General features: G+C 62.2%; 21 protein-coding genes. 7 read left to right on the top strand and 14 right to left on the bottom strand.

Translation table 11 applies throughout. The features are described 5' to 3' along the window. Window positions 1-58: 58 nt before the first annotated feature. From AC1RZR_RS20320 to AC1RZR_RS20305, 4 genes are read right to left on the bottom strand one after another with little or no spacing between them, the layout of a single operon-like run. Window positions 59-697, bottom strand: coding sequence for an ABC-type transport auxiliary lipoprotein family protein (locus tag AC1RZR_RS20320; RefSeq protein WP_477277268.1), 639 nt, complete (start codon window positions 695-697; stop codon window positions 59-61). Between the two features lie 37 nt (window positions 698-734). Continuing rightward, window positions 735-2,108 (bottom strand): MlaD family protein, encoded by a 1,374-nt coding sequence (locus tag AC1RZR_RS20315; RefSeq protein ID WP_481825754.1) that lies wholly within the window; start codon window positions 2,106-2,108, stop codon window positions 735-737. 14 nt (window positions 2,109-2,122) lie between these two features. Next, the gene (locus tag AC1RZR_RS20310) at window positions 2,123-2,944 is read right to left on the bottom strand and encodes an ABC transporter ATP-binding protein (RefSeq protein ID WP_477277272.1); all 822 of its coding nucleotides are present in this window, start codon (window positions 2,942-2,944) and stop codon (window positions 2,123-2,125) included. Between the two features lies 1 nt (window position 2,945). Further along, window positions 2,946-4,133, bottom strand: coding sequence for an ABC transporter permease (locus tag AC1RZR_RS20305; protein WP_481825753.1), 1,188 nt, complete (start codon window positions 4,131-4,133; stop codon window positions 2,946-2,948). Between the two features lie 78 nt (window positions 4,134-4,211). Between AC1RZR_RS20305 and dgcA the strand changes: the two genes are divergently transcribed. Beyond that, on the top strand, window positions 4,212-5,195 hold the full coding sequence (gene dgcA, locus AC1RZR_RS20300) for an N-acetyl-D-Glu racemase DgcA (RefSeq protein ID WP_481825752.1): 984 nt from the start codon (window positions 4,212-4,214) through the stop codon (window positions 5,193-5,195). Here dgcA and AC1RZR_RS20295 read toward each other — a convergent pair. Continuing rightward, window positions 5,166-6,380, bottom strand: a complete 1,215-nt coding sequence (locus AC1RZR_RS20295; RefSeq protein WP_481825751.1) for an MFS transporter — start codon at window positions 6,378-6,380, stop codon at window positions 5,166-5,168. The two genes, dgcA and AC1RZR_RS20295, sit on opposite strands and share 30 nt — an antisense overlap. Before the next feature lie 123 nt (window positions 6,381-6,503). Beyond that, window positions 6,504-7,286, bottom strand: a complete 783-nt coding sequence (locus AC1RZR_RS20290) for a UDP-2,3-diacylglucosamine diphosphatase (RefSeq protein WP_481829086.1) — start codon at window positions 7,284-7,286, stop codon at window positions 6,504-6,506. Between the two features lie 152 nt (window positions 7,287-7,438). Here AC1RZR_RS20290 and AC1RZR_RS20285 point away from each other — a divergent pair, with 152 nt between their 5' ends. Then, window positions 7,439-8,218, top strand: coding sequence for an SDR family oxidoreductase (locus tag AC1RZR_RS20285; protein ID WP_477277278.1), 780 nt, complete (start codon window positions 7,439-7,441; stop codon window positions 8,216-8,218). Between the two features lie 175 nt (window positions 8,219-8,393). Further along, a complete protein-coding gene (locus tag AC1RZR_RS20280) occupies window positions 8,394-10,718 on the top strand; it encodes an NADP-dependent malic enzyme (protein WP_477277280.1) in 2,325 nt (774 codons plus the stop codon). Between the two features lie 6 nt (window positions 10,719-10,724). Here the strand turns inward: AC1RZR_RS20280 and AC1RZR_RS20275 are convergent, their stop codons facing one another. Continuing rightward, a complete protein-coding gene (locus AC1RZR_RS20275) occupies window positions 10,725-11,345 on the bottom strand; it encodes a DUF1287 domain-containing protein (protein WP_481825750.1) in 621 nt (206 codons plus the stop codon). Window positions 11,346-11,558: 213 nt separating this feature from the next. On the opposite strand from AC1RZR_RS20275, the gene AC1RZR_RS20270 reads away from it, so the two are divergent. Further along, window positions 11,559-12,770 (top strand): DUF2865 domain-containing protein, encoded by a 1,212-nt coding sequence (locus tag AC1RZR_RS20270; RefSeq protein WP_481825749.1) that lies wholly within the window; start codon window positions 11,559-11,561, stop codon window positions 12,768-12,770. On the opposite strand, the gene gltX is transcribed toward AC1RZR_RS20270, so the two are convergent. The 4 genes from gltX to AC1RZR_RS20250 all read right to left on the bottom strand — a co-directional run bounded on the left by gltX (window position 12,688) and on the right by AC1RZR_RS20250 (window position 19,044). Beyond that, on the bottom strand, window positions 12,688-14,061 hold the full coding sequence (gene gltX, locus AC1RZR_RS20265; RefSeq protein ID WP_477277286.1) for a glutamate--tRNA ligase: 1,374 nt from the start codon (window positions 14,059-14,061) through the stop codon (window positions 12,688-12,690). The two genes, AC1RZR_RS20270 and gltX, sit on opposite strands and share 83 nt — an antisense overlap. A gap of 162 nt (window positions 14,062-14,223) precedes the next feature. After that, entirely contained in the window at window positions 14,224-16,029 is a 1,806-nt protein-coding gene (locus tag AC1RZR_RS20260; RefSeq protein WP_481825748.1) for an ABC transporter ATP-binding protein, read from the bottom strand. Window positions 16,030-16,534: 505 nt separating this feature from the next. Then, window positions 16,535-18,211 carry an NAD+ synthase gene (locus AC1RZR_RS20255; RefSeq protein ID WP_481825747.1) on the bottom strand — a complete coding sequence of 559 codons (1,677 nt, stop codon included), beginning with the start codon at window positions 18,209-18,211 and terminating at the stop codon, window positions 16,535-16,537. 116 nt (window positions 18,212-18,327) lie between these two features. Continuing rightward, entirely contained in the window at window positions 18,328-19,044 is a 717-nt protein-coding gene (locus tag AC1RZR_RS20250) for a DNA-3-methyladenine glycosylase I (RefSeq protein ID WP_481825746.1), read from the bottom strand. Between the two features lie 95 nt (window positions 19,045-19,139). On the opposite strand from AC1RZR_RS20250, the gene AC1RZR_RS20245 reads away from it, so the two are divergent. Together AC1RZR_RS20245 and AC1RZR_RS20240 are read left to right on the top strand one after the other, a co-directional pair. After that, window positions 19,140-19,700, top strand: coding sequence for a DUF1003 domain-containing protein (locus tag AC1RZR_RS20245; protein ID WP_481825745.1), 561 nt, complete (start codon window positions 19,140-19,142; stop codon window positions 19,698-19,700). After that, window positions 19,700-20,287, top strand: coding sequence for a DedA family protein (locus AC1RZR_RS20240; protein WP_481825744.1), 588 nt, complete (start codon window positions 19,700-19,702; stop codon window positions 20,285-20,287). The genes AC1RZR_RS20245 and AC1RZR_RS20240 overlap by 1 nt, the downstream gene beginning before the upstream one ends. Before the next feature lie 60 nt (window positions 20,288-20,347). Here the strand turns inward: AC1RZR_RS20240 and AC1RZR_RS20235 are convergent, their stop codons facing one another. The 3 genes from AC1RZR_RS20235 to AC1RZR_RS20225 all read right to left on the bottom strand — a co-directional run bounded on the left by AC1RZR_RS20235 (window position 20,348) and on the right by AC1RZR_RS20225 (window position 21,860). Then, window positions 20,348-20,935, bottom strand: coding sequence for a hemerythrin domain-containing protein (locus AC1RZR_RS20235; RefSeq protein WP_481825743.1), 588 nt, complete (start codon window positions 20,933-20,935; stop codon window positions 20,348-20,350). A 68-nt stretch (window positions 20,936-21,003) separates the two neighbouring features. Then, window positions 21,004-21,363: a diacylglycerol kinase gene (locus AC1RZR_RS20230; RefSeq protein ID WP_095085124.1), complete on the bottom strand. Its 360-nt coding sequence runs from the start codon at window positions 21,361-21,363 to the stop codon at window positions 21,004-21,006. Window positions 21,364-21,443: 80 nt separating this feature from the next. Further along, on the bottom strand, window positions 21,444-21,860 hold the full coding sequence (locus AC1RZR_RS20225; RefSeq protein ID WP_481825742.1) for a GFA family protein: 417 nt from the start codon (window positions 21,858-21,860) through the stop codon (window positions 21,444-21,446). Between the two features lie 443 nt (window positions 21,861-22,303). Here AC1RZR_RS20225 and AC1RZR_RS20220 point away from each other — a divergent pair, with 443 nt between their 5' ends. Beyond that, window positions 22,304-23,374 (top strand): GGDEF domain-containing protein, encoded by a 1,071-nt coding sequence (locus AC1RZR_RS20220; RefSeq protein WP_481825741.1) that lies wholly within the window; start codon window positions 22,304-22,306, stop codon window positions 23,372-23,374. Window positions 23,375-23,504: the final 130 nt, after the last annotated feature.

Raw genomic sequence — 23,504 nt, 5'->3', positions numbered from 1 at the left:
CTTGCAGAACCGGTACCGGCGCTGTCAGAAGCGTTGCGCGATCAAGCCTTTACGCAGATCAGATCACCGAATCCGTCCAGCGCACGATCTGCTTGGCGGCATCGCCGAAAGCACTGTCGAGCGCGCTGACATACGCGGCATTGCCGCTCCCCGAAACCGGTGCGGATGCGGTGAAGCTCTTGGAGGCACGCACCTCGCCATTGCGGTCATTGAGGATACGCACGAACAGGTCGACCTCGGCATGTTCGCCGCCATCGACGCGCACTTCGAACGAACGGATCTCGACGATCACCTGATAATCGATCGCCAGTCCCTCGCCCGGCTTGCCGACGCCGGCAAAGCTGCCCGAACGCTGGAACGTCTCGGCCAGCCGCGCCTGCACGATCAACGGCAGCCGATCGGCCCATTGCGCGCCCTTGAGATACTGGATCGAGCGATCCGATGGCTTGATGACGATGTTCTGACTGTCCAGCGCCTTGAGTGCCGACGGCTGGGCAATCAGGATCTGACGGCGGCTGTGGCCCTGCGCGTCAACCGAAGGCGCCGACAGCTCGAAGGTGTCGAGCGGAGCAGGCCCGCCACCCGGCAGGGCCGCACAACTGGCGAGGGCCAAGGCAAGCAATGCCACACCCGATTTAACGACGATCGACTTCACGCGCGATCCCTGTTGTCCCCGGATCGTAAATACAACCCGCACCTGCAACGACTGTTTCTGGGGCGCGCGGAGACCGAAGTCAACGCCGTGCCCTGCCATCAAACTGCCGAACCTCGCCGTCGCCACCCGAAAGGATGCGCTGCGGATTGCGGCTGAGGTCCGTTACGGCCTCCTCGATGCGGCTGATCGAACGGCGGCTGTCCTGCACCAGCGCCTCGACATTCGAAAGCCCCTGGCCCGAGAAGCGCGCCAGATTGTCGGTAATGACGCCGAGGCGCGCGTTCAGCGTGTCTGCAACCTGCTTGAACGACTTCAGTGTATCCCTGGCGTCGGCCATCACACCATCGGCTTGGCCCGAGCCAAGCAAGGTGTCGACCTTGGCTAGGATGCCGTCGACGCGCACCGAGGCGTCGTTGAGCCGTTGCGTGAGCTGGCGGGCGTCCTTGATCGTCTGGTCTATGTCGTCAGCCCGGTCGGCGAACTTGTCGGTCACTTTGGCGATGTCGGCGGCAGCCTTGTCGGCGTTTTCGCTGGCCTTCTGGATGTTGGCCAGTGCGGCGCGTACCTGCGTCGGATCGATGCCGTCGAGCACGCCGTCGACCTTGGCCAGGGTGCCTTGCGTCTGCTTGGCGAAATCGTTGACGGACCCGACCGCGGTGTCGACATTCTTGATCACGCCGTCGAGCTGCGTGGACGTTTCCTTGAGATTCGCGGTCACCGTATCGACATTGGCGACGATGCTCTTGATCTTGTCCTTGTCGACAGCGTTAAGCAGGCCTTCCGCTGCTTTCAGCGTGCCGTCGAGCTTGCCGGAAACACCTTTCAGCTCGTCGGAGAGCGCGCTGACGCTGGACAGGAACTTGTCGATGCCGTCGGCATTCTTGGCCAGCGCATCGGAGAAGGTCTGCGCATTCTGCACGGTCTGCGTCAGCGGCCCGCGAACGTCCTTGGTGAAGCCTTCAAGCTCCGTGAGCACCTTGTCGGCGCGGGTGAAGATGTTCTGCGCCGTCTGCAGCAAGTTGGTCACGGCAGAGGGGTTGGCGACGATCTCGGCGACCTTGCCTTCCTTTTCGGCCTGGTCGAGAAGTTTTACTTCCTTGGGGTCGGCGCCCTTGAGTTCGATATTGGCCTGTCCGGTGAGGCCGGCGAGGCCGATGTCGGCCTGCGTCGACTTGGTGATCGGCGTCATGCGATCGATCTCGGTGTCGGCGATGGCGACGGTTGGATTGTCGACGTCGATATAGACGCGCCTGACATCACCGACCTTGACGCCGTTGAACAGAACGAAACTGCCGCGGCCGAGCCCGGAAGCCGAGCCCGGAATGCGCACGCGCAGCAACGTGGTCTCGCCCTTGTCGCCGATCGCCGCGGTCCAGTAGACGAAGGCGAAGGCCGCCAGGATCGCGGCCAGCGTGAAAATGCCGACAATGACGTAGTTGGCTCTGGTTTCCATTGTCCCACTTATGGCTATGCGCGCGCCGCAAGATCAAGTTGCCGGGCGCGTTTTCCGCGGAAATAGGATTTTACCCACGGCTCCTCACTCTTCAGCATGTCGTCGATGGTGCCTTCGACCAGCACTTTCTTGTTGCCGAGCACGGCCACGCGGTCGCAAGCGGTGAAAAGCGTGTCGAGATCGTGCGTCACCATATAGACGGTCAAATCCATCGTATCGCGCAGCTTGACGACCAGTTCGTCGAACTCCGCCGCGCTGATCGGATCGAGACCGGATGTCGGCTCGTCAAGGAAGACGATGTCAGGGTCGAGCGCCAGCGCCCGTGCCAGCGCCGCCCGTTTGATCATGCCCCCAGAAAGTTCGGACGGGAATTTCTGCGCCGCATCCGGCGGCAGCCCGACCAGTTCAACCTTGAGCATCGCCAGCTCGTCCATCAGCTTTCGCGGCAGATCGAGATATTCGCGCATCGGCACCTGGACGTTTTCCAGCACCGTCAGCGCCGAAAACAAGGCGCCGTGCTGGAACAGCACGCCAAGCCGCATGTCGATGCGCAGGCGCTCCACATCGCTCGCCTTCTCGACATCGACGCCGAACAGCTTGATCGTGCCAGACTGCTTGCGCGTCAGACTGAGAATGGTTCGCAACAGAACGGATTTGCCGGCACCCGAGGCACCGACAAAGCCGAGGATCTCGCCGCGCCGGATATCGAGCGACAGCTTGTCGAGGATGAGCTTGTCGGCGAAGGACACGGTGATGTCGTGCGCGGAAAGCACGATATCGCCCTCGCCTGTATCCTCCGCCACCGCAATCGCCTTTGTCCTGCCCCGCAGCTTCATTTCAGAACTCGATCGCTGCGTAGAAGATGGCGAAAAGCCCGTCGAGGATGATGACGACGAAAATGGATTTCACCACCGAGGCAGTCACGTGCTGGCCGAGCGATTCCGCGCTGCCGCCGACCTTCATGCCTTCGACCGAGGCAATCGTGCCGATGATCATCGCCATGAACGGCGCCTTGATCAGGCCCGCGAAAATGGTGCTGAGATCGATGGCGACGCGCAGCCGATCGATGAAGGCGGCTGGCGCGATGTCGGAATAGAGCCAGGCAGCCAGTATGCCGCCGCCGAGCGCTGCGAAATTGGCGATGATGGTCAGGCACGGCAAGGCGATGACCAGCGCCACCAGCCGTGGAAAGACCAGGACGCCGATCGGATTGAGGCCGATGACCTTCAGCGCGTCGACCTCCTCGCGCATCTTCATCGAGCCGATTTCGGCGGTGATCGCGCTGCCGGAGCGGCCGGCGATCATGATCGCTGTCATCAGCACCCCGAGCTCGCGCAGGATCAGCACGCCGACCAGGTCGACGACGAAGATATCGGCGCCGAAATAGCTGAGCTGGTAGGCGCCTTGCTGGGCAACGATCGCGCCGACGATCGCCGACATCAGCACCACCACGGGAATGGCGCCGACGCCCATGCGGTCGATCTGGTTGAAGATCGCCGCCGGGTTGACGGCATGGCCGCGGCCGAGCTTCATTTGCGCGCCGCGGATGGTGGCGCCAAGAATGTTCATCGAGGCGAGGAAATCGTCGCGCATCTCGTAGACGCGCCGGCCGACCGCCTCCAGCGCGCGAATGACGATATTGGGTGGCCGCGCTGGACCGGATTCGGGTTCGCGCCGGACGGCCTCGCCCACAGCGTCCAGCAGGATGGAAGCGATCTCGCTCTGGCCCTGGAGGCTGATCTTGACGCCCTTCTTCTCGAAGACGCTGACCAGCCGGTCGATCAGCCAGGCACCGGCGGTGTCCATCTTCTCGATCTTGGAGAGATCGAGCGCCAAAGTATTGAAACCGCTTCGTTTCTCGATCTTGCGCATCTCCGCGTCGATCAGCGCGACGGTCCGTGTCGTCCAGATTCCCGAGAAGGCGCAGCCGAGAACGCCGTCCTTCTCACCGGTCGCCACGCGCGGTTCGTGGTCAGCCTCCCCTGCGGTCGTACCGCTTGCGTCGCGCTTGCCGATGGTCAACATGGCGTCCTGTTTAGCCTGACGGAACCAAGCTGTCGATTTGCCGACTCGCCCGTTGTTGCATAGCCGGAGCAGAAAAATATGGCGCGTGTCATTTCGGTTGAGGCCGAGCGTTTTCCGATCGCCGGAAGCTTCACCATTTCGCGTGGTTCCAAGACCGAGGCCGAGGTCATCACTTGCGCGATCAGCGAGAACGGCCACACGGGTCGCGGCGAGTGCGTTCCCTACAAGCGCTATGGCGAGACCATGGACGGCGTGAGCGAGGCGATCGAGGCGATGCGCGAGCGGATCGCCGGCGGCATCAGCCGGAGCGCCTTGCTTGACGCCATGCCGGCCGGAGCTGCCCGCAACGCCATTGACTGCGCCCTTTGGGATCTGGAAGCAAAGATCCGCGGAATACCTGTGGCCACTGCAATTGGCGCCATACGGTTGGGGACGATTGAGACGGCCTACACGCTGTCGTTGGGCGAACCGGAGGCGATGGCAGCACAGGCTCGCGCCAATACGGCGCGGCCCCTGCTCAAGGTCAAGATCGGCGGCGACAACGACATCGCCCGTATTCGCGCTGTCAGGCAAGCCGCCCCCGACAGCCGCATCATCCTCGACGCCAATGAGGGCTGGACCGACGACAACATCGTTGCGAACCTCGCCTTTGCCGCAGAGCAAGGCGTTTCGCTGATCGAACAGCCGCTGCCGGCCGGCCATGACGAGATCCTGCGCCACATCGCGCACCCCGTGCCGATCTGCGCCGATGAAAGCGTGCATGAGGCTGAGAATCTCGAAGGGCTCGTCGGCCTCTACGACGCCGTCAACATCAAGCTCGACAAATCGGGCGGGCTGACGGCGGCATTGCTGCTGCGCGATCGCGCCCGCGAACTCGGTTTCGGCGTGATGGTCGGATGCATGGTCGGCACGTCGCTGGCGATGGCGCCGGCGGTCTTGCTGGCCCAAGGCGCAGATTTCGTCGACCTCGACGGTCCGCTGCTGCTTGCCCGCGACCGTGTGCCCGGCCTTGCCTACAACGGATCGCTGGTGTCACCGCCTGAAACGGCGCTTTGGGGCTGAGCGCGCGGCAAGCCCGATCAGCACCAGTCCGATCAAGGCGATCGGAATCATGGCAAAGAAGCCGTCGACGCCGAAACGGTCGTACAGTGGGCCGGACGCCAGTGTCACCACAGCCATGAAAAAGCCGTTGGAGAAATAGGCGATGCCTTGCGCAGCACCTGTCCGCTCCTCGGAGACCGTTTCGCCGATCATCTTCTGCAGGCCGATCAGCACCAGCGCTACCGAGACCGAGTGCAGCGTCTGGACGCCGAAAAATCCAGCAACGCCGAGGCCGAGCGGCCAGACCAGCGGGAAGGCGATCCAGCGCACGATGGCTCCGATCCCCGCCATCATCATGATCGAGACGACGGAGAACGAGCCGAAAAAGCGGGTGAACATCATGAACATGCAGACCTCCGACACTACGCCCCAGGCCCACAACAGGCCGACAACCGAATCGTTGAGGCCGATCGATTTCCAGTAGATGGAGACGAAACCGTAGAGGAATGCGTGGCTGGCGGTGATGACGCCGACGCCAATGGAAAAATACAAAAAATACGGGTTGAGAAGTTTTGGCGCCGCCTGCTGGATGTCGGTGGCTGACAACGGCGAGGCGCGTCGCGGACGGCCAAGACGTGGCGCCAGCAAGCCGGCCGCAAGAGCGGCGGCAAGGGCTGCGAAAATGATCACCGGAACCGCCCGGGCGCCGGTTGCCGACAGGATGAAACCACCGGCGACATTGGCGAACAGATAGGAGATCGAGCCCCATTTGCGCATGCTCGTATAGTTCGAGCCAAAGCGGCGCACACCCGACAGCGCCAGCGAATCGGCGATTGGCGAATGCGGCGTCCAGACAATGGTCAGCGCCAGCGACACCGCCAGCACCATGGCGTAGGTCGGTGTCAGGAAATAACCGGCTGACAGCAGCAGCGACGCCGCCACCAGCGCGACATAGACATCGGCGCGGTCCCTGGCCCTGTCGGCAAGTGCTGTCAGCAACGGCGTCGTCACCACGCGCAGGAACATCGGGGCCGCCAGAATGACTGCTATCTGTTCGGCATGGAAACCCTTTGCCTGCAGCCACAGCGGGAAATAGGGCAGATGGGTCCCGAGCGACACGAACAGCGTCGCGAAGATCAGGCTCATGCGCAGTTCGAAATGGCGCGGCTTGACGAGTTGTTCGGGCGAAAGCGGCGGCAGCGACATGAATCGATCCAATAACGCTGCACTCGACCGGACGGCAACGTGTATCGACCCTTAACATGGGCGAAAACCGGACGAAACCGGCTGGCCTAATCGATTAATCCGGAATCCGTAGCGCGAACGGCGTCAGGCCGCCTGCCCTACCCGGTCTTCGAGGAGCAACGGGACAAAAGGTTCGTCCGGCGCCTCGGGAAGCACCTGCGCCCAGGTCAGGATTTCCATCCGGCCGTCAAAATGTTCGACCACCGCCGTGCAGCTTTCCACCCAGTCGCCGGTGTTGATGTACTGGACATCCCCAAAACTCTCGATGGCAGCGTGGTGGATATGGCCGCAGATGATGCCGTCGACATGCGAGCGGCGCGCCTCTTCCGCAAGCATTGTCTGGAACGAGCCGATGAAATTCACCGCTTTCTTGACGTTGGCCTTGGCCCAGGACGAGAACGACCAGTAAGGCAGGCCGAGCAGTTGACGCAACCGCGTCACCACACGGTTGACCAGCATGGCCGCGTCGTAGGCGTGATCGCCGAGATAGGCGAGCCAGCGTGCATTGTGGACGACGGTGTCGAACTGGTCGCCATGGATGACGAGCAGACGCTTGCCGTCGGCGGTTTCGTGGACGGCACGGTCGGCAACGACGATGCCGCCGAAATGCACGCCCTGGAACTGGCGTGCGAATTCGTCATGATTGCCGGCGATGTAGGTGATGGTGGCGCCCTTGCGGGCCTTGCGCAGCAATTTCTGCACGACGTCATTGTGGCTTTGCGGCCAGTGCCAGCTCCGCCGCAGCCGCCAGCCATCGACGATATCGCCGACGAGATAGATGATGTCGGCGTCGTGGTATCTAAGGAAATCGATCAGGAACTCGGCCTTGGCAGCCTTCGAGCCGAGATGGACGTCGGAAATGAACATGCTGCGGAAAGTGCGGGGCTCTTGGCCGGACATCGCGATTTCACCCTTGCTTTCGCGCAGGCTATGCCCCGATTCATGCAACAACCGTATGACGGTTGCGATTGGTCCAGCCGAAGGACTAGCTTGCCGCCGGCTCAAAGGAGAAAATCATCATGGATCTCGGCATTCGCGGAAAAAAGGCCATCGTCTGCGCTTCGAGCAAGGGCCTTGGGCGTGGTTGCGCCATGGCGCTGGCCGAGGCCGGCTGCGACATCGTCGTCAACGGGCGCAATGCTGAACTGGTGGCCAAGACCGCCGCCGAGCTGCGTGAGCGCTATGGCGTGACGGTGACCGAAGTCGTCGGCGATGTTTCGAAGCCGGAGGTGCAGAAGGCGTTGCTCGCCGCATGTCCCGAACCGGACATCCTCGTCAACAACAATGGCGGCCCGCCATTGCGTGATTTCCGTGAACTCGATCGGGCGAAGATCCTTGAAGGCGTCACCCAGAACATGGTGACGCCGGTCGAGCTGGTGCAGGCCGTCATCGACGGCATGGCGGCGCGCGGCTTCGGCCGCATCGTCAACATCACCTCGCTGTCGGTCTACGTCCCCATCCCCGGCCTCGACCTGTCGTCGGGCGCGCGCGCCGGTCTGACCTCGTTCCTCGCCGGTGTGGCGCGGACGGTGATCGACCGCAACGTGACCATCAACAACATGCTGCCGGGCAAGCTCGACACCGACCGGCTGCGCGGCCCGCATGAGGCCGGTACCGCCGAGGATCCCGCCGCCGCAGCGGCGCGCAAGACCCGCATCAGCGCCGATGTGCCGGCCAAGCGGCTCGGCACGCCGGAGGAATTCGGCCAGATCTGCGCCTTCCTGTGTTCGGTCCATGCCGGGTATCTGACTGGACAGAACATACCGGTCGATGGCGGTCTCTACGTCAGCGCCTTTTGATCGGCATGCCTGCGAGCAGTAAGATCCATATGCGATGAAATCGGCATAAGCATTTGATAAATTGACATTTTAGACGCGTCGACGGGTAAAGCTGCCGGCGCGTCATTTAGCGTCGCGAAAAACCTTGGCCGCATGCTAAAAGGACTTTCCAGGCAGATTTCGAGGGAGCGGCCGCATGGAAGGCGAGATCAAAAAGACGGCACGTTCGGACCTCGACGAAGCCGCCCTCTACTTCCACAAGCATCCAAGGCCTGGAAAGCTCGAGATCCAGGCGACCAAGCCGCTCGGCAACCAGCGCGACCTCGCGCTCGCCTATTCGCCAGGCGTCGCAGCCCCTTGTCTCGAAATCCGCGACGATCCGGCGACCGCCGCCGATTACACGGCGCGCGCCAATCTGGTCGGCGTCGTCTCCAACGGATCGGCCGTGCTCGGTCTCGGCAATATCGGCCCGCTGGCCTCCAAGCCGGTCATGGAAGGCAAGGCTGTCCTGTTCAAGAAGTTCGCCGGCATTGACGTCTTCGACATCGAGATCGATGCGCCGGGCATCGAGCGCATGGTCGAGACGATCTCGGCATTGGAGCCGACCTTCGGCGGCATCAACCTCGAAGACATCAAGGCGCCCGAATGCTTCGAAGTCGAGGAACAGTTGAAAGCCCGCATGGGCATCCCAGTCTTCCATGACGACCAGCACGGCACCGCCATCATCGTCGCCGCCGCCGTACTCAACGGGCTGGAATTCGCCGGCAAGACCATCTCGAACATCAAGATCGTCACCTCGGGCGCCGGTGCGGCCGCCCTTGCCTGCCTCAATCTGCTGGTCTCGCTTGGCGCGCGGGTGGAAAACATCTGGGTCACCGACCGTTTCGGCGTCGCCTACAAGGGCCGCACCGATGAGATGGACCGGTGGAAAGACCCCTATGTGAAGGACACCGAAGCGCGCACGCTGGCCGATGTCATCCCGGGCGCCGACGTCTTCCTCGGCCTCTCGGCGGCAGGCGTGCTGAAGCCCGAACTGCTCCAGCACATGGCGCCGAAACCACTGATCCTGGCGCTGGCCAACCCCAATCCCGAGATCATGCCGGAAACCGCGCGTGCCGCGCGTCCCGATGCGATGATCTGCACAGGCAGGTCCGATTTTCCCAATCAGGTCAACAACGTACTGTGCTTTCCTTACATCTTTCGCGGCGCGCTCGACTGCGGCGCCAGCGCCATCAACGAGGAGATGAAGATGGCGGCGGTGCGGGCGATCGCAGCGCTTGCCCGCGAGGAACCCTCCGATGTCGCGGCCCGCGCCTATTCCGGTGAGACGCCGATCTTCGGCCCCGAGTTCCTGATCCCCTCGCCGTTCGATCCCCGCCTGATCCTGCGCATCGCCCCGGCGGTCGCCAAGGCGGCCTGCGACACTGGTGTCGCGACACGGCCGATCACCGACTTCGCCGCCTATATCGACAAGCTGAACCGCTTCGTCTTCCGCTCTGGACTGGTGATGAAGCCGGTGTTCTCGTCTGCCAAGGCGTCGAGCGCCAAGCGCGTCATCTATGCCGACGGCGAAGACGAGCGCGTGCTGCGCGCCGCCCAGGTGGTGCTCGAGGAAGGCATCGCCGAACCGATCCTGATCGGCCGCCCGCACGTCATCGAAGTGCGCCTGAAGCGCTACGGCTTGCGCATCAAGCCCGGCGTCGATTTCGGTCTGATCAATCCCGAGGACGATCCGCGCTATCGCAACTATGTCGACCTGCTGATCGAACTTGCCGGCCGGCGCGGCGTGACGACGGAAGCCGCGCGCACCATGGTGCGAACCGACAATACGGTCATCGCCGCCCTAGCCCTGAAGCGCGGCGATGCCGACGCCATGGTCTGCGGTCTCGAAGGCCGCTTCGAGCGGCATCTGCGCAACGTCACTTTGATCATTGGGCCGCGCGCCGGCATCAAGGATCATGACCTGTCGACGCTCTCCATGCTGATCTCGCAGCGCGGCATCGTCTTCCTGACCGACACGCACGTCACCGTCGACCCGACGGCGGAGGAGATCGCCGAGATGACGGTGCTGGCGGCGGAAGAAATCCAGCGCTTCGGCATCGAACCGAAGGCAGCACTGCTGTCGCATTCGGATTTCGGCTCACGCGATTCGCCAAGCGCGCTCAAGATGCGGCAGGCGGCGGCGATCCTCGCGCGCATCGCGCCCGATCTGGAGTGCGACGGCGAGATGCATGCGGATACTGCCCTGTCGGAGCACCTGCGCCAGCGCGTCTATCCGCATTCGCGGCTGAAGGGCGAAGCCAATCTGCTGGTGTTCCCCAACCTCGATTCCGCCAACATCACGCTGACCGCGCTCAGGACCATGATGGACGCTCTGCATGTCGGGCCGATCCTGCTCGGCACCGACAAGCCGGCGCACATATTGACGCCGTCGGTCACGTCGCGTGGTGTCGTCAACATGACGGCGCTTGCCGTCGTCGAAGCCGCCCACAAGGCGCAGGCGGTCGTCAATCTGGGCTAGGGGTTCTCAGGTCGGCGCAAAGGAGAAATGTCCCGTCTGCCTGAAGGCGAACAAGGTATCCTCCTCCCGGGCGCCCGCCCCGATGTTGTGAATGACCAGCACCCTTTCCGGCACTTCCGCTGAACGGTTGGAAGAGACGATGGCGATGTGCGGTAGGTTGCCGGGCAGCATCTGGGTGACGAGGGCGCCTGGTTGATAGTCGGCGGGATCCTGGCTGACCGGCAGGGAACCACCCCGGCGCTCGAAAAAGACAGCAAGGTTCTGCACCCGACGGTGGTCGATGTTGCGGTCGGGCGCTTTCAGGCCCCAAGTCTTCGGATAGGCTCCGAAATTGGCCAGCATATCCTCATGCACCAGCCTTTGCAGGTCGAGATCGAAGGCCCGGCGATAGGCGCGGACCACGACATCCGTGCACACCCCCCGCTCCGGCGCGACATCGCCACCTGGATAGGCCAGGCGTGTATAGGCCGGATCGTAGAGGGTGGTGACGCCGATCTGCTCCGGGGCGGCCCCGACCAATCTGGTACGCCAATCCAGTGCGATGGGCTTCTCCTGAGCCATGGCAACCTGCATCGCCAGGCACGAGAGACCCAATTGCAGTGCGGTTCGACGAGTCATCGCGGTCATGCCAAGCCTCCGGGCATTGCTGGATTCCAGGCACTTTTTCCGAGCGAATACGCTTTTTTCATGCAGCGTCAGGATCCCGCTGCCGCGGGATCTGTCTGAACAGCCGCGCCGGCGCATCTTTGGACGAAGACCATCTTTGGTTGTAGATTGAGGGACGGTTAACCGCGAATCCGATAGCATCGCGCGGCAGGCAAGCAAGCGGGGTTTCGGGCAATGACGGGCGGAAGGTCGAAGCTGACGCACCTGGCTGGCCTGCTTGGCGCGCTCGTGCTTTCAGCCGTCGCCGTTACCGAGCCACAAGCCGCTTCGCGGGTCTGCCGGCAATTGGAAGCCGATCTTGCGGCTGCGTCCAATGGTGGCGGCGGTGGCCCGGCATTGATCCGGAAATACGACGCAGCGATCGAAAGACAGCGTGGGCAAATCTCGAAGGCCCGTAGCCAGTCCAGCAGTGCCGGTTGCGGCTTTTCACTGTTCGGCCGCAACGTCAGGGAATGCGCTGGGCTCAACGCCACCATCGATCGCATGAATGCCAACCTCGATGCCTTGCAAAGGAAACGCGAGCGGCTGGCCGACGGCGGATCACGACGCGACCGTGGCCGCATCCTGGCGGCGCTCGACGCCAAGGGCTGCCGTGACAATGCGGTTGCTCCACGCCGCGCGCCTCTGCAGGAAGCGAACCGCGAAGAAGGCAACACGAACCTGTTCGACCAACTTTTCGGCGGCAACAGCCGGCAGCCAGATACGGTCGACACGCTGGACCAGCCCGATGATTCCGGCGAGGAGCGCAACGTCAGCCGGGTGCTCAACCAGCCCGGCGTGCCGGATTTTCCGAGCGTCGGCGGTGAGTTCCACACCACATGCGTGCGCACCTGCGACGGCTACTTCTTCCCGATGTCGAACTCGGCTTCCACGAGCGATTTCGAACGCGATCAGAAGAATTGCGAATCGAGCTGCCCCGGCACCGAGATGCAGGTTTTCTACTCACGCGGCATGGACGACGATTCGGCTGCCATGACATCGTCGGTCACCGGCAGGCCCTACAGTGAATTGCCGACCGCCTATCTCTACAAGCAGTCCAACATGTCGCGGCCGCCGGCTTGCGGCTGCAACGCAGCGCAGAATTTCCAGGTCATTGCCGGCAACCCGCCAAATCCCGAGCAGTCGCAGCCCGAAACGGATGCGGCACCGCTCATTCCGGTGCCGGTTTCGAAGCCCGATCCGGGTACCGATCCGGAAACCCTGGCCAATATGGAAGGCGGCCTCAACCGCGAGGTGATCAAACGGCTTTCCGTCAAGCCGGTGACGTCGCCGGTCTCCGCCTTGCCGCCGGAGCAGCGCAGGGTCAGGGTCGTCGGGCCATCGTTCCTTCCCGACCCATCAGCGGCAATAGATCTGCAAGCTCCGGCCCCGAAGGCAGTCCGGTAAGGGCGAGCCTGAGCGGCATGAACAACGCCTTGCCCTTGCGGCCCGTCGCTTCCCTGACCTTACCAGTCCAGTCCTTCCAGATCGTCCCGCTCCAGGGTTCATCCGGCAGCAGGTCGAAGGCCTGACCAAGGAAATCGCGATCGCCATCGGAAAATTCCGCCTTCTCTTGCGGACCTTCGCGCAGGATACGCCACCAGTTCACCGCATCGGCCAGCCTGTCGAGATTGCCACGCACCGCCAGCCAGAACGGTTCGGCCTGCTCACCCGAGACACCAAGCACGATCAGCCGGTCCTGCGCCTCGGTGAAGGGCATATGGTGCAGCAGCGTCCGGTTAAGCACGAACAGTTCGTCTGGATCGAACTTGGCCGCGGATTTCGAGGTCGCCGCCGGATCGAAGCGTTCGGCGAGTTCGCCCATTGTCGGCACCGCCGCTACATTCTCCGAGGTACCGACCAGCACGGCAAGCGAAGCGACCGCCATCGGCTCGATGCCGTCCTCGCGCAGGCTTTCGATGGAGAGCGCGCCGGTGCGCTTCGACAGCCCCTCGCCCGATGCCGTGGTCAACAGATTGTGGTGGCCGAACACTGGCGGCTCGGCAGCCAGCGCCTGGAACAGGGCGATCTGCACACCGGTGTTGGTGACATGGTCGTCGCCGCGGATGACATGGCTGACGCCCATCTCGATGTCGTCGACCACCGAAGGCAGCGTATAGAGATAGGTGCCGTCCTCGCGCACCAGAACCGGGTCGGAAAGCGAGGCAAGATCGACGGTTTCCTCGCCGCGCACCAGATCGTTCCAGTGGATCTCGGTGCGTTCGGGCTGCAGCGGATCACTGGAGAAATTGGGTAACAGGAAGCGCCAGTGCGGCCGGCGGCCATCGGCCTGGTATTCGGCGATCTGCTCCGGCGAAAGCGCCAGCGCCTCGCGGCCATAGACCGGCGGCAGGCCGCGCGTGCGGCGCACCTTGCGCCTGAGATCGAGTTCCTCCGGCGTTTCGTAACAGGCGTAGACAACGCCGGCCGCCTTCAGCCTCTCGACCGCCGCGTCATAAATCTCGAAGCGCCTCGACTGGTACTCGGTGGCGTCCGGAAAGATGCCGAGCCAATGCAGGTCGTAGAGGATGGCGTCGGAGAATTCCTGCTTCGAGCGGGCAATGTCGGTGTCGTCGAAACGCTGGATGAAGCGGCCCTTGTTGTTCATGGCGAACAGCCAGTTGAACAAAGCGGTGCGCGCATTGCCGATATGTATGCGGCCGGTTGGCGACGGGGCGAAACGAACGGTAACTGTCATGAACGGGCGTACCGGATGCTTTTGTGATTGACAAGACGCGCCCCCGCGCTGTGCGGCAGACATAGAACAGGACGCCCGCAATGAAAAGACCGGGGCGGCGCCCCTTCATTCGGGGCATGCCGGGCCGCGCCCAAATGGACGCGGCCCGGCAATGGAGTTCGGTCAGATCACCAGGCCCTTGGTCAGTTCCAGTGCCTGGCGTTCGAACAGGCGGCGGTAGATGCCGCCCTTCAGCCGGATCAGATCGTCATGCGAGCCTTCCTCGACGATGTTGCCGCGATCGAAGACCAGCAGCCGGTCAAGCGCCCGTACCGTCGAAAGCCGGTGTGCGATGACCAGCGTTGTGCGGCCGACCATCAGCCGTTCCATCGCCTGCTGGATCAGCACCTCCGATTCCGAATCGAGGCTCGACGTCGCCTCGTCGAGGATCAGGATGCGCGCATCGGCAAGGAAAGCGCGCGCGATCGCCACCCGCTGACGTTCGCCGCCCGACAGCTTTACACCGCGCTCGCCGACCAGCGTGCCGTAACCCTTCGGCAGGTTGGCTATGAAGTCGTGCGCGCTTGCCAGCCGCGCCGCGTGCTCGATCTCATCTTGCGTCGCTGTTGGCCGGGCATAGGCAATGTTCTCGGCCAGCGACCGGTGGAACAGGATCGGCTCCTGCTGGACGATCGCGATCTGCCCACGCAGCGACGCTTGCGCCACCTTCGAGATGTCCTGGCCGTCGACCAGGATTTTTCCCGCATTCACGTCATAAAGTCGCTGGATCAGCTTGACGAAGGTCGTCTTGCCCGAACCCGAATGGCCGACGAGCCCAACCCGTTCACCCGGCGAGATATCGACCGAAAAGTCACGGTAGAGCGGCGATCGGTGGTTGCCGTAGTGGAAAGTGACGTTGTCGAAGCGGATAGCCCCCTGCGTGATCCGGATCGGCTTCGCGCCAGGACAGTCCTCTATGCCAAGTGGTTCGGACTGGAAATCGACCAGTTCCTCCATGTCGTTGATCGAGCGCTGCAGGTTGCGGATATGGGTGCCGATATCCCTGAGATAACCCTGCAGCACGAAAAACGAGGTCAGCACGAAGGCGACGTCGCCGGCGCTTGCTTGCCCCCAAGACCACAGCATCAGCGCCAGGCCGATCACAGCAGCTCTCATGACCAGCAGCAGCGCCCCTTGCGTGGTGCCGTTGATGGTGCCGCGCACCCAGGTGCGCCGCGTGCGCGCACGCCATTTGGCCACGATCCTGGCGAGGCGGCGCTCCTCGCGCTCCTCGGCGCCAAAGCCTTTGACCACGGCATTGCAGCTCACCGCGTCGGCCAGCGAGCCACCCAGGCGCGTGTCCCAGGTGTTGGCGAGCCGTGCCGCCGGCGCGACATAGCCAAGCGACAGCATTGCCGTCACCGTGATGAAAAGGACCGAACCGACGGCAACGACCGCGCCCATGAGCGGCCAGAACCAGCCAAGCAGCAGGGTCGAGCCGACCAGCATGACGACGGACGGCAGCAGCGCGATGAGGATCGTGTCGTTGAGCAGGTCGAGCGCCCACATGCCGCGCGTCACCTTGCGCACCGTCGAGCCGGCAAAGCTGTTGGCATGCCAGTCGGTGGAAAAACGCTGGACGCGATGGAAGGCGTCGGCGGCGATATCAGCCATCATCTTCAGCGTCAGCTCGACGATCGCCATGAAGGCAAGATTGCGCAGCACGACGCCGGTCAGCGCCAGGGCCATCAGTATCGAAAACGCCGTCATTGCGGCATTCCAGGCAATCGCGTCGGCGCCGGCGCTGCTGGCGACGGCATCGACCAGCCGGCCGGAATAGAGCGGCGTCAAAACGTCGGCCAGCGTCGACAGCAGGAAGCCGCCCATGATGAGGGAAAGCCGCCACGGCTGGCGCCGCCAATGGGTGAGCGTGAAGCCAAGAACGCTGCGAAAGGCGCTCGCGCGCAAATCGATTCGAAAACGAGCCATGATGTCATTCGGGCGCAAACGAGCCCGATCCCAGTAAGGTCGAAAATTGAAGAAGCCGCGTAAGGGGCCAATGATTGCCCAGAATGCGGAGGTGGCATATTTGGCGTCTCGCCCGTAATCGGGCGGCGACCGGCATCGGCATAAGCCTGTGCTCAACCCGGCGTCAGTGCGAGGACAAACCCCTCGCAGGACACAAGATGAGACCTAGGCTTCGCGGCCTCGCATTACCATTTGAAATACTGCCATTCGGACCTCCCGCAAATGAATCGCGGAACGGTTGTTATAGAGACGCCTCGGCGCATCGCCAAGGCGAGCTCTCGCCAAATGTCTATCTGGTCAAGGAACTGAGGTTATTTTGCAACAACGGGCTCCACGAGCCGCGCCACGAGAGAGGCCGTCTGGTCGGCAATCACGATCGTCACGTCGGTGCGGACTTGAACTTGACGTTCCCTTGAAATGGCTGACAAACCTCCACGCCCCAAGGTTCATAAATAAAATCAGCCCGTTAACCGCGATCCCTGAAACGGTTGGTGATGGGATAGCGACGGTCGCGACCGAAGTTCTTTTTGGTGATCTTCACCCCGGGTGCAGCCTGCCGGCGCTTGTATTCGGCTATGTAGAGCAGGTGCTCGATGCGTGTCACCGTCGCCCGGTCGTGACCACGAGCGACGATGTCGTCGACCCCCATCTCGTTCTCGACCAGGCATTCGAGGATGTCGTCCAGGACCGGATAGGGCGGCAGCGAATCCTGGTCGGTCTGGTTCTCACGCAACTCCGCCGACGGCGCCTTGTCGATGATGTTCTTCGGGATCACCTCGCCCGAGGGCCCGAGCGCGCCCGATGGCACATGGCTGTTGCGCCAACGCGACAGCGCGTAGACTTGCATCTTGTAGAGGTCTTTGATCGGATTGAAGCCGCCGTTCATGTCACCGTAGAGCGTGGCGTAGCCGACCGACATCTCGCTCTTATTGCCCGTCGTGACGACCATCGAGCCAAATTTGTTCGAGATCGCCATCAGGATGGTGCCGCGCGCTCGGCTCTGCAAATTCTCTTCGGTAATGCCTTCCTTGGTGCCCTCGAAAAGCTGCGTCAGCGTGTGCAGAAAACCTTCGACAGGCTCGAAGATCGGCACGATGTCATAGCGGCAGCCGAGCGCACGGGCGCAGTCCTCAGCATCCTTCAGCGAGTCCTTCGAGGTGTAGCGGTAGGGCATCATCACCGCGCGCAGGCGTTCCTCGCCAAGCGCATCGACGGCAAGCGCCGCGCAGATCGCCGAGTCGATGCCACCGGAAAGGCCAAGCACGACGTTCTTGAAACCGTTCTTGTTGACGTAGTCGCGCAAGCCAAGCATGCAGGCGCGGTAGTCGGCCTCCTCCCTGTCCGGGATCTTCGACATCGGCCCTTCCGAGCAGATCCAGCCGCCATCCGTTCGCTTCCAGGTGGTGACGTCGACCGCGTCCTCGAACTGGCTCATCTGGAAGGCCAGCGTCTTGTCGTAACCTATGGCAAACGACGCGCCGTCGAAGATCAGCTCGTCCTGGCCGCCGAGTTGGTTGGCATAGATCATCGGCAGTCCGCATTCGATGACCTGGCGGATGACGACCTGGTGGCGGACATCGATCTTGGCGCGATAATAGGGCGAGCCGTTCGGCACCAGCAGGATTTCCGCTCCGCTTTCCGCCAGCGTCTCGCAGACGCCGACATCGCCCCATATGTCCTCGCAGATCGGAATCCCAATCCGCACGCCGCGGAAATTAACCGGCCCCTGGATCTCTGGTCCGGCCTGGAAGACGCGCTTCTCGTCGAACTCGCCGTAATTCGGCAAATCGAGCTTGTAGCGCTCGGCGATGATCTTGCCGCCATCGGCGAAGATGATCGAATTATGCGTGCCGCTCTTGCGCTTCAGCGGCGTGCCGATGATGACGCCCGGGCCGCCATCGGCGGTGTCGGCGGCAAAATCCTGCGCAGCCTTTTCGCAGGCCTTCAGGAACGCCGGCTTCAGGACCAGATCTTCCGGCGGATAGCCGGCGAGGAAAAGCTCGGTGTAGAGCACGAGATCGGCGGCCTGGCGGGTGGCATCCGCCCTCGCCTCGCGCGCCTTGGCGAGGTTGCCGGCAATGTCGCCGACAGTCGGATTGAGCTGGGCGACGGCGATGCGCAGGATATCGAGTTTCTTGGTCATGCCTGCGGGTTTAGCGCGGCAAAATTCGCCGGGCAATGGCGTTCGTTTGGACCAATCCAGACCGAATGACATACCTCATTCGTGAAGATGTCAGATCGTGGCTGGGCGACCGACGATCAGTCGTCGCCCATATATTCGCGCAACGCTTCCGGCGAGTTGTTCTCGCCAATCGACATCGCCAGGATGCGCGAGATATGCCGGCGCGGCAGGCCGGTCTCCGCCGCCCATTGATTGATCTGCTTCTGGATCTTGTCGAGATCCTTCTTCGAGGTCGGGCTTTCGGCGATGTCGAGGCCGGCCTCGCGCAGTGCGGCCGCCATATCACCCGAAATGACGAAAGCATCCCAGCCCAGCCAGCGCAGGAAATACTGGCCGGTGTTGCCGCCGAGCCGGCTGCCGTGCTTGCCGAGATAGGCCATCAGGCCGACTTGGTCGTCCGCCGGCCAGCCCGCAAGAAATTTGCCGAAGCTGCTGTGTTCCTTCGACACGCGGTCGACGAAGGCAGCATTGTCGCGCACCGATTTGATCTTCTGCGGATTGCGCACTATGCGCTTGTCGGCCGTCAGATCGTGCCAGAAATCGTCGGGTTGGAACAGCAGCCGCTTCGGCTCGAAGTGGAGGAAAGCTTCCTCGAAGCCTGGCCATTTCTGTTCGATGACGCGCCAGACGAAACCGGCGGCAAAGACGCGCTCGGCCATGACAGACAGAATACGATCGTCGGCGATGTCAGCCACGGCGGCATTGTCTGGCGCCGGCCCCAAAAGCGACGAAAGCTCCGCCTCGCCGCCCTTGCGTTTGGCGGCTCGGGCGCGGATTTTCGCGAAGTCTGGCATTTTGCTTTCATCTCCGTGCCGCGCTTTTGACGGAACGGCATCTTCCTATATGGAGACGAGGCTGCCAAGCCGAGGCTTTTGGTATGGAGACATCCATGAACAAGACAGTGCCGGAACTGGCCAACCGCTGGCTAAGGCGAACGCCGGAAAATCTGACCGAACTCGAAAGGCGGGTGCTGCAAAGCGCTGTCGATCGCAAGCCGGTATCGCAGAACATCAATGAGAGACTTGCCGGCCTTCAGGGCGCGGGCGATCGTATCGCCGATGCCATTGCGCGCGTCGGCGGTTCGTGGACGTTCATCCTGTCCTTCATCGCTTTCCTGATCCTCTGGATCGGCGCCAACTGGTGGCTGCTGGGGCAAGAGTCGTTCGATCCCTACCCCTTCATCTTCCTCAACCTCGTGCTGTCGATGATCGCCGCCCTGCAGGCGCCGGTGATCATGATGTCTCAGAATCGCCAGGCCGCGCGCGACCGCATCGACGCTACGCACGACTACGAGGTCAACCTCAAGGCCGAGATCGAGATCATGGCCTTGCATGAAAAACTGGACGAACTGCGCCACAGCCAGATAATTGGCATGCGCGATGAGATCGCGCAGTTGGCCGAACAGCTGAAGCGGATCGATGAACGGCTCGCTTCGCAGACCGCGCCCTGATGACGAATGCGATCCATCACTTCATCGAACAATACGGCCTGCTTGCCGTCTTTCTCGGCTGTGTCGCCGAGGGCGAAAGTGCCGCCATCCTCGGTGGCTTCTTCGCGCACCAGCAAGTCTTCGTGCCGTGGCACGCCTTCCTCGCGGCCGCGCTTGGCGCCTTCGTCGGTGACACCTTCTTCTTCATTCTTGGACGAAGCTTTGCCGACCATCCCTATGTCGTCAGGTTGCGCGCGCGGCCCGGTTTTCGCCGCGCCTATCGCCTGCTCAACACCCATCCCAACATTTTTGTGCTGTCCAACCGCTACGTCTACGGCATGCGCCTCGTCGGCGGCATCGCGGCCGGCCTCTCGCGCATCACGGTGCAGCGTTTCGTCATCCTCAACGCCATTTCATCGGTGATCTGGGCGGTGCTGTTCGGCACCATCGGTTACGTCTTCGGGTTGGGCGCCGAACACATCATCGGACAGGCACTGGCTCACCATGAGCGGTTGCTGATCGCGCTTGCCATTGGCTTGACGGTGGCAATCCTTGCCTGGTTCGTCGCCCGGCATGTCGCGAAAAAAGAACGGGCCAGGGAAAGCTGAGGTCTTTAGTTTCATGCATGTCGTTGCCCCAAACCGCTACGCACTTTTGGGCAACATGCATCAGTCGATGCCGAGCGCCCGATCACCCCGATCGAGGATCAGCGGGATGATCAAATCTTCCTCGTCGGCAAGATGCCGGGTCAGCATGGCGATCAGCCGGCTGTTTTCGTCGGCATAGGCGTCGGCGGCGAAGCGCTGTCTGTCCTTGCTCTCCTGGAGCGTCTTGATGAAGGCGTTGGCAGCCTCGGCATTGCGCTCCAGTCCTTCATGAATGGTGTGATGGTCGGCATCGAGAATCTCGAACCCGCGCTTCAGCCGGGGCTCGGCTTCGGCGAAGACCGGGAAATATTGGTAATCCTCGACATTGTGGTGGCCATCGAGATTGCCGAGAAAATGGTTGAGACGCGGCGCGAACCAGCGCGCGAAGTCGGGCGCCGTCAGCCTGCCCTCGCGGTAGTTGCCAATGCCGTTGGTCAGCATGCCGCCGAGTTCTCGAAACATGTCGTGCCGCTGCAGCCACATATTGGCAACGCCATGGATGTTGGCGTGGCCCTGCCAGTTTTCACGCGGGTATTTCTCGGCCAGCCAGCGCAGATCGTCTGGCAGGCCGGCTCGCTCAAGCAGGGGAAAATCGGCGGCATCCGACATGAAATTCTCCTCAGCCCATGATCCCATCGGGATCAGGTCGTGGTGACCGTCATGTAGGTGCTCGGATTCTAGATCGGTAGTCCAGTGATCCGCTCGATGATGGCGATACCCCAGACGCCGGCGACGATGATCACCGAAATCAGCACCGCCAGCGAACCGCAGTCCTTGGCCAGCTGGATATCGACATTGAACTCACGGCTGAAGGCATCGCAGGCCGCCTCGATGCCGGTATTCAGCACTTCGACCATGATCAGCAGCAGCACCGCGCCGATCAGCAAGGCATAGCCGCGCCACGAGATCGAAACGAACCAGCCGAGCGGCAAGGCGAGCGCGAGCAGCATCAGTTCCTGCTGGAAAGCCTTCTCGCTGACGGCCAGCTTGCGAAAAGCCCGCACCGAATTGAAAAAAGCGTCGATCAGCCGCTGCATGCCAAACCCCTTTCGAATCACCGGGACGGGATAATGCAATGGCTGGCCAGATCAATGAAATAAGGTGACTTGTCCAAGATTCATTCAGCGACAGGTATGGACGGTGTCGACTTTTCAAACTGCGGCAGCCCGTCGTCGATCGAATAATAGTCGCCCTTGTCAGCGACGAAGATATGGCATTCGCCCTCAAGGCCCGTCGGACTGTCGAACGATCCGGCCATGACCGAAATGTAGTCCTGGTCTCGTGGCTTCCAGAACAGCACCGACCCGCATGCCTTGCAAAAACCGCGCCTCGCGAAGGAAGACGCTTCGTACCAGGTAATGCTTTCCCCGCCCTCGATCGCGATGTCGGCGTTTGCGACATTGGTCGCGGCGTAGAAATGTCCGCTCTGCTTCCTGCATTGCGAGCAATGACAATAGACGACGCCGCGCAGCGCTCCTCGTGTTCTGAAGCGGACCGCTCCGCACAGACATGATCCCAGGTGACTGTCACTCACTTCGGTCCTCCTTGAAGAAACTCTGCCTGGCATCGAGCATCTTTGTCAGGATTCCAGCTTTGCAACGGCCGCACGCAAGCAAATGCGACATTTGCTGGTGTGGCGAAACCGAAATTCAGTTTCATTGTTAGCAGCATGATGCGCGAGTTCCGCATTCAAAGCCACCAAACCGGCGTCATCTCGGTTGAACTGGCGTTCATCCCGGATTGTTGGTGCGTAGATTGATGCTTCTACAGCCTCAGAGAGAGAAAAAACTGTGGGACCTCAGGGAATTAAGGAAACTTTAGCGCTCCCGCATTTATGGTCATGGCGAGCGAACGTCGCAGGTGGGGACGCGTCTGTTCGCAAGTTGTTCTGGATCATCGGGTTGCCTTCCCCCGGCCGGCGACAAATGGAACCTGCAAGTTCTGCTGCGGGGATCCGAGGGGAAGAGTGATCACGACATGCAGCCCGCAGCCGTCCCGACCGAACGAAGCGCCGATATAGCTGCCACTGTTGTCGCCACAATGCGCCAGTTGGGCGTGCTCGGCCTGCCGCGCAACTACGAGATTTTCTATGAGGCACTGAGCGGCACCAATCGCGAACTCAGCCTCGCGGTCGTTTCGCTGAGCAACCGGCCGACACAGGATGAACTGGACCAGATCGGCCGCGCCTTCTTTGCCCATAACCACGGTCCCGGCATCGTCGAGCATGCCAGAGACGTCATTGCCAGGGAGCTCGAAGAGGTCGCCTCGCTGTTGAGGAGTGAGCGCAGCCACATCGAAAAATACGGCAGGATCCTCGATGAGACATCGAATGGCCTCAGCAACCGCAGCCTGCTCTCGCAGGATCTTTTGCAGAAGATCGCCAACGCCATGGCGACTGCCACCAATTCGACGATCGATCACGGCCGGCAGGTGGCCTCGACGCTGAGCGACAAGACGGCCGAGCTCGAGAGCGTCAAGTCGAAGCTCGAGGAATACAAGCGGCTGGCCGACACCGATCCGTTGACCCATATCTGGAATCGCCGCGCTTTCGACAAGGAAATCACCCGGATCTACAACAGCAACAAGGGCATCCTGTTCAACGCCCTGATCCTTGCTGACATCGATCGCTTCAAGGACATCAACGATCGCTACGGTCACCCGGTCGGCGACAAGATCATCCAGATTATTGCCGACATTTTCCAGACCAGCATTCGCGGCGACATGTTTGTCGCCCGCACCGGCGGCGAAGAGTTCGCACTGATCATCGAGGGCGCCAGCGAGGACGCAACCTACGAGATTGCCGAGCGTATTCGCGCCCTGATCGAGCAGACGCCGTTCACCAGCAGCCAGACCGGCGCGAACTACGGCACAGTCACCGTCTCGATGGGCATCTGCATGGCATCCGAGGCGGAAGGCCCCGAGGACCTCTACACCAAGGCCGACCGGGCGCTCTATCGCTCCAAGGTCAGCGGGCGCAACCGGGTGACCAAGCATTCGACGATGGCCGGCCGCGCCGGCAAGAGCTGGCTGCTCTACAAGAAGGACTGAGCGTCCCCTCGTCCATCGCCGCCACGGATTGTTTTGCACCCACGGAAAAGCGCATTGAGCTTTCGAGGACGGCGTTTGCCGATCCCCGTCTCGTTGGCCTGCGCCGGGAACGCAGTCACTCAACTGGCTG

It is taken from the genome of Mesorhizobium bavaricum (assembly GCF_056781655.1).
Note: the sequence above shows the minus strand (reverse complement) of the source record. Positions and strands in the feature narration are given on the sequence as shown.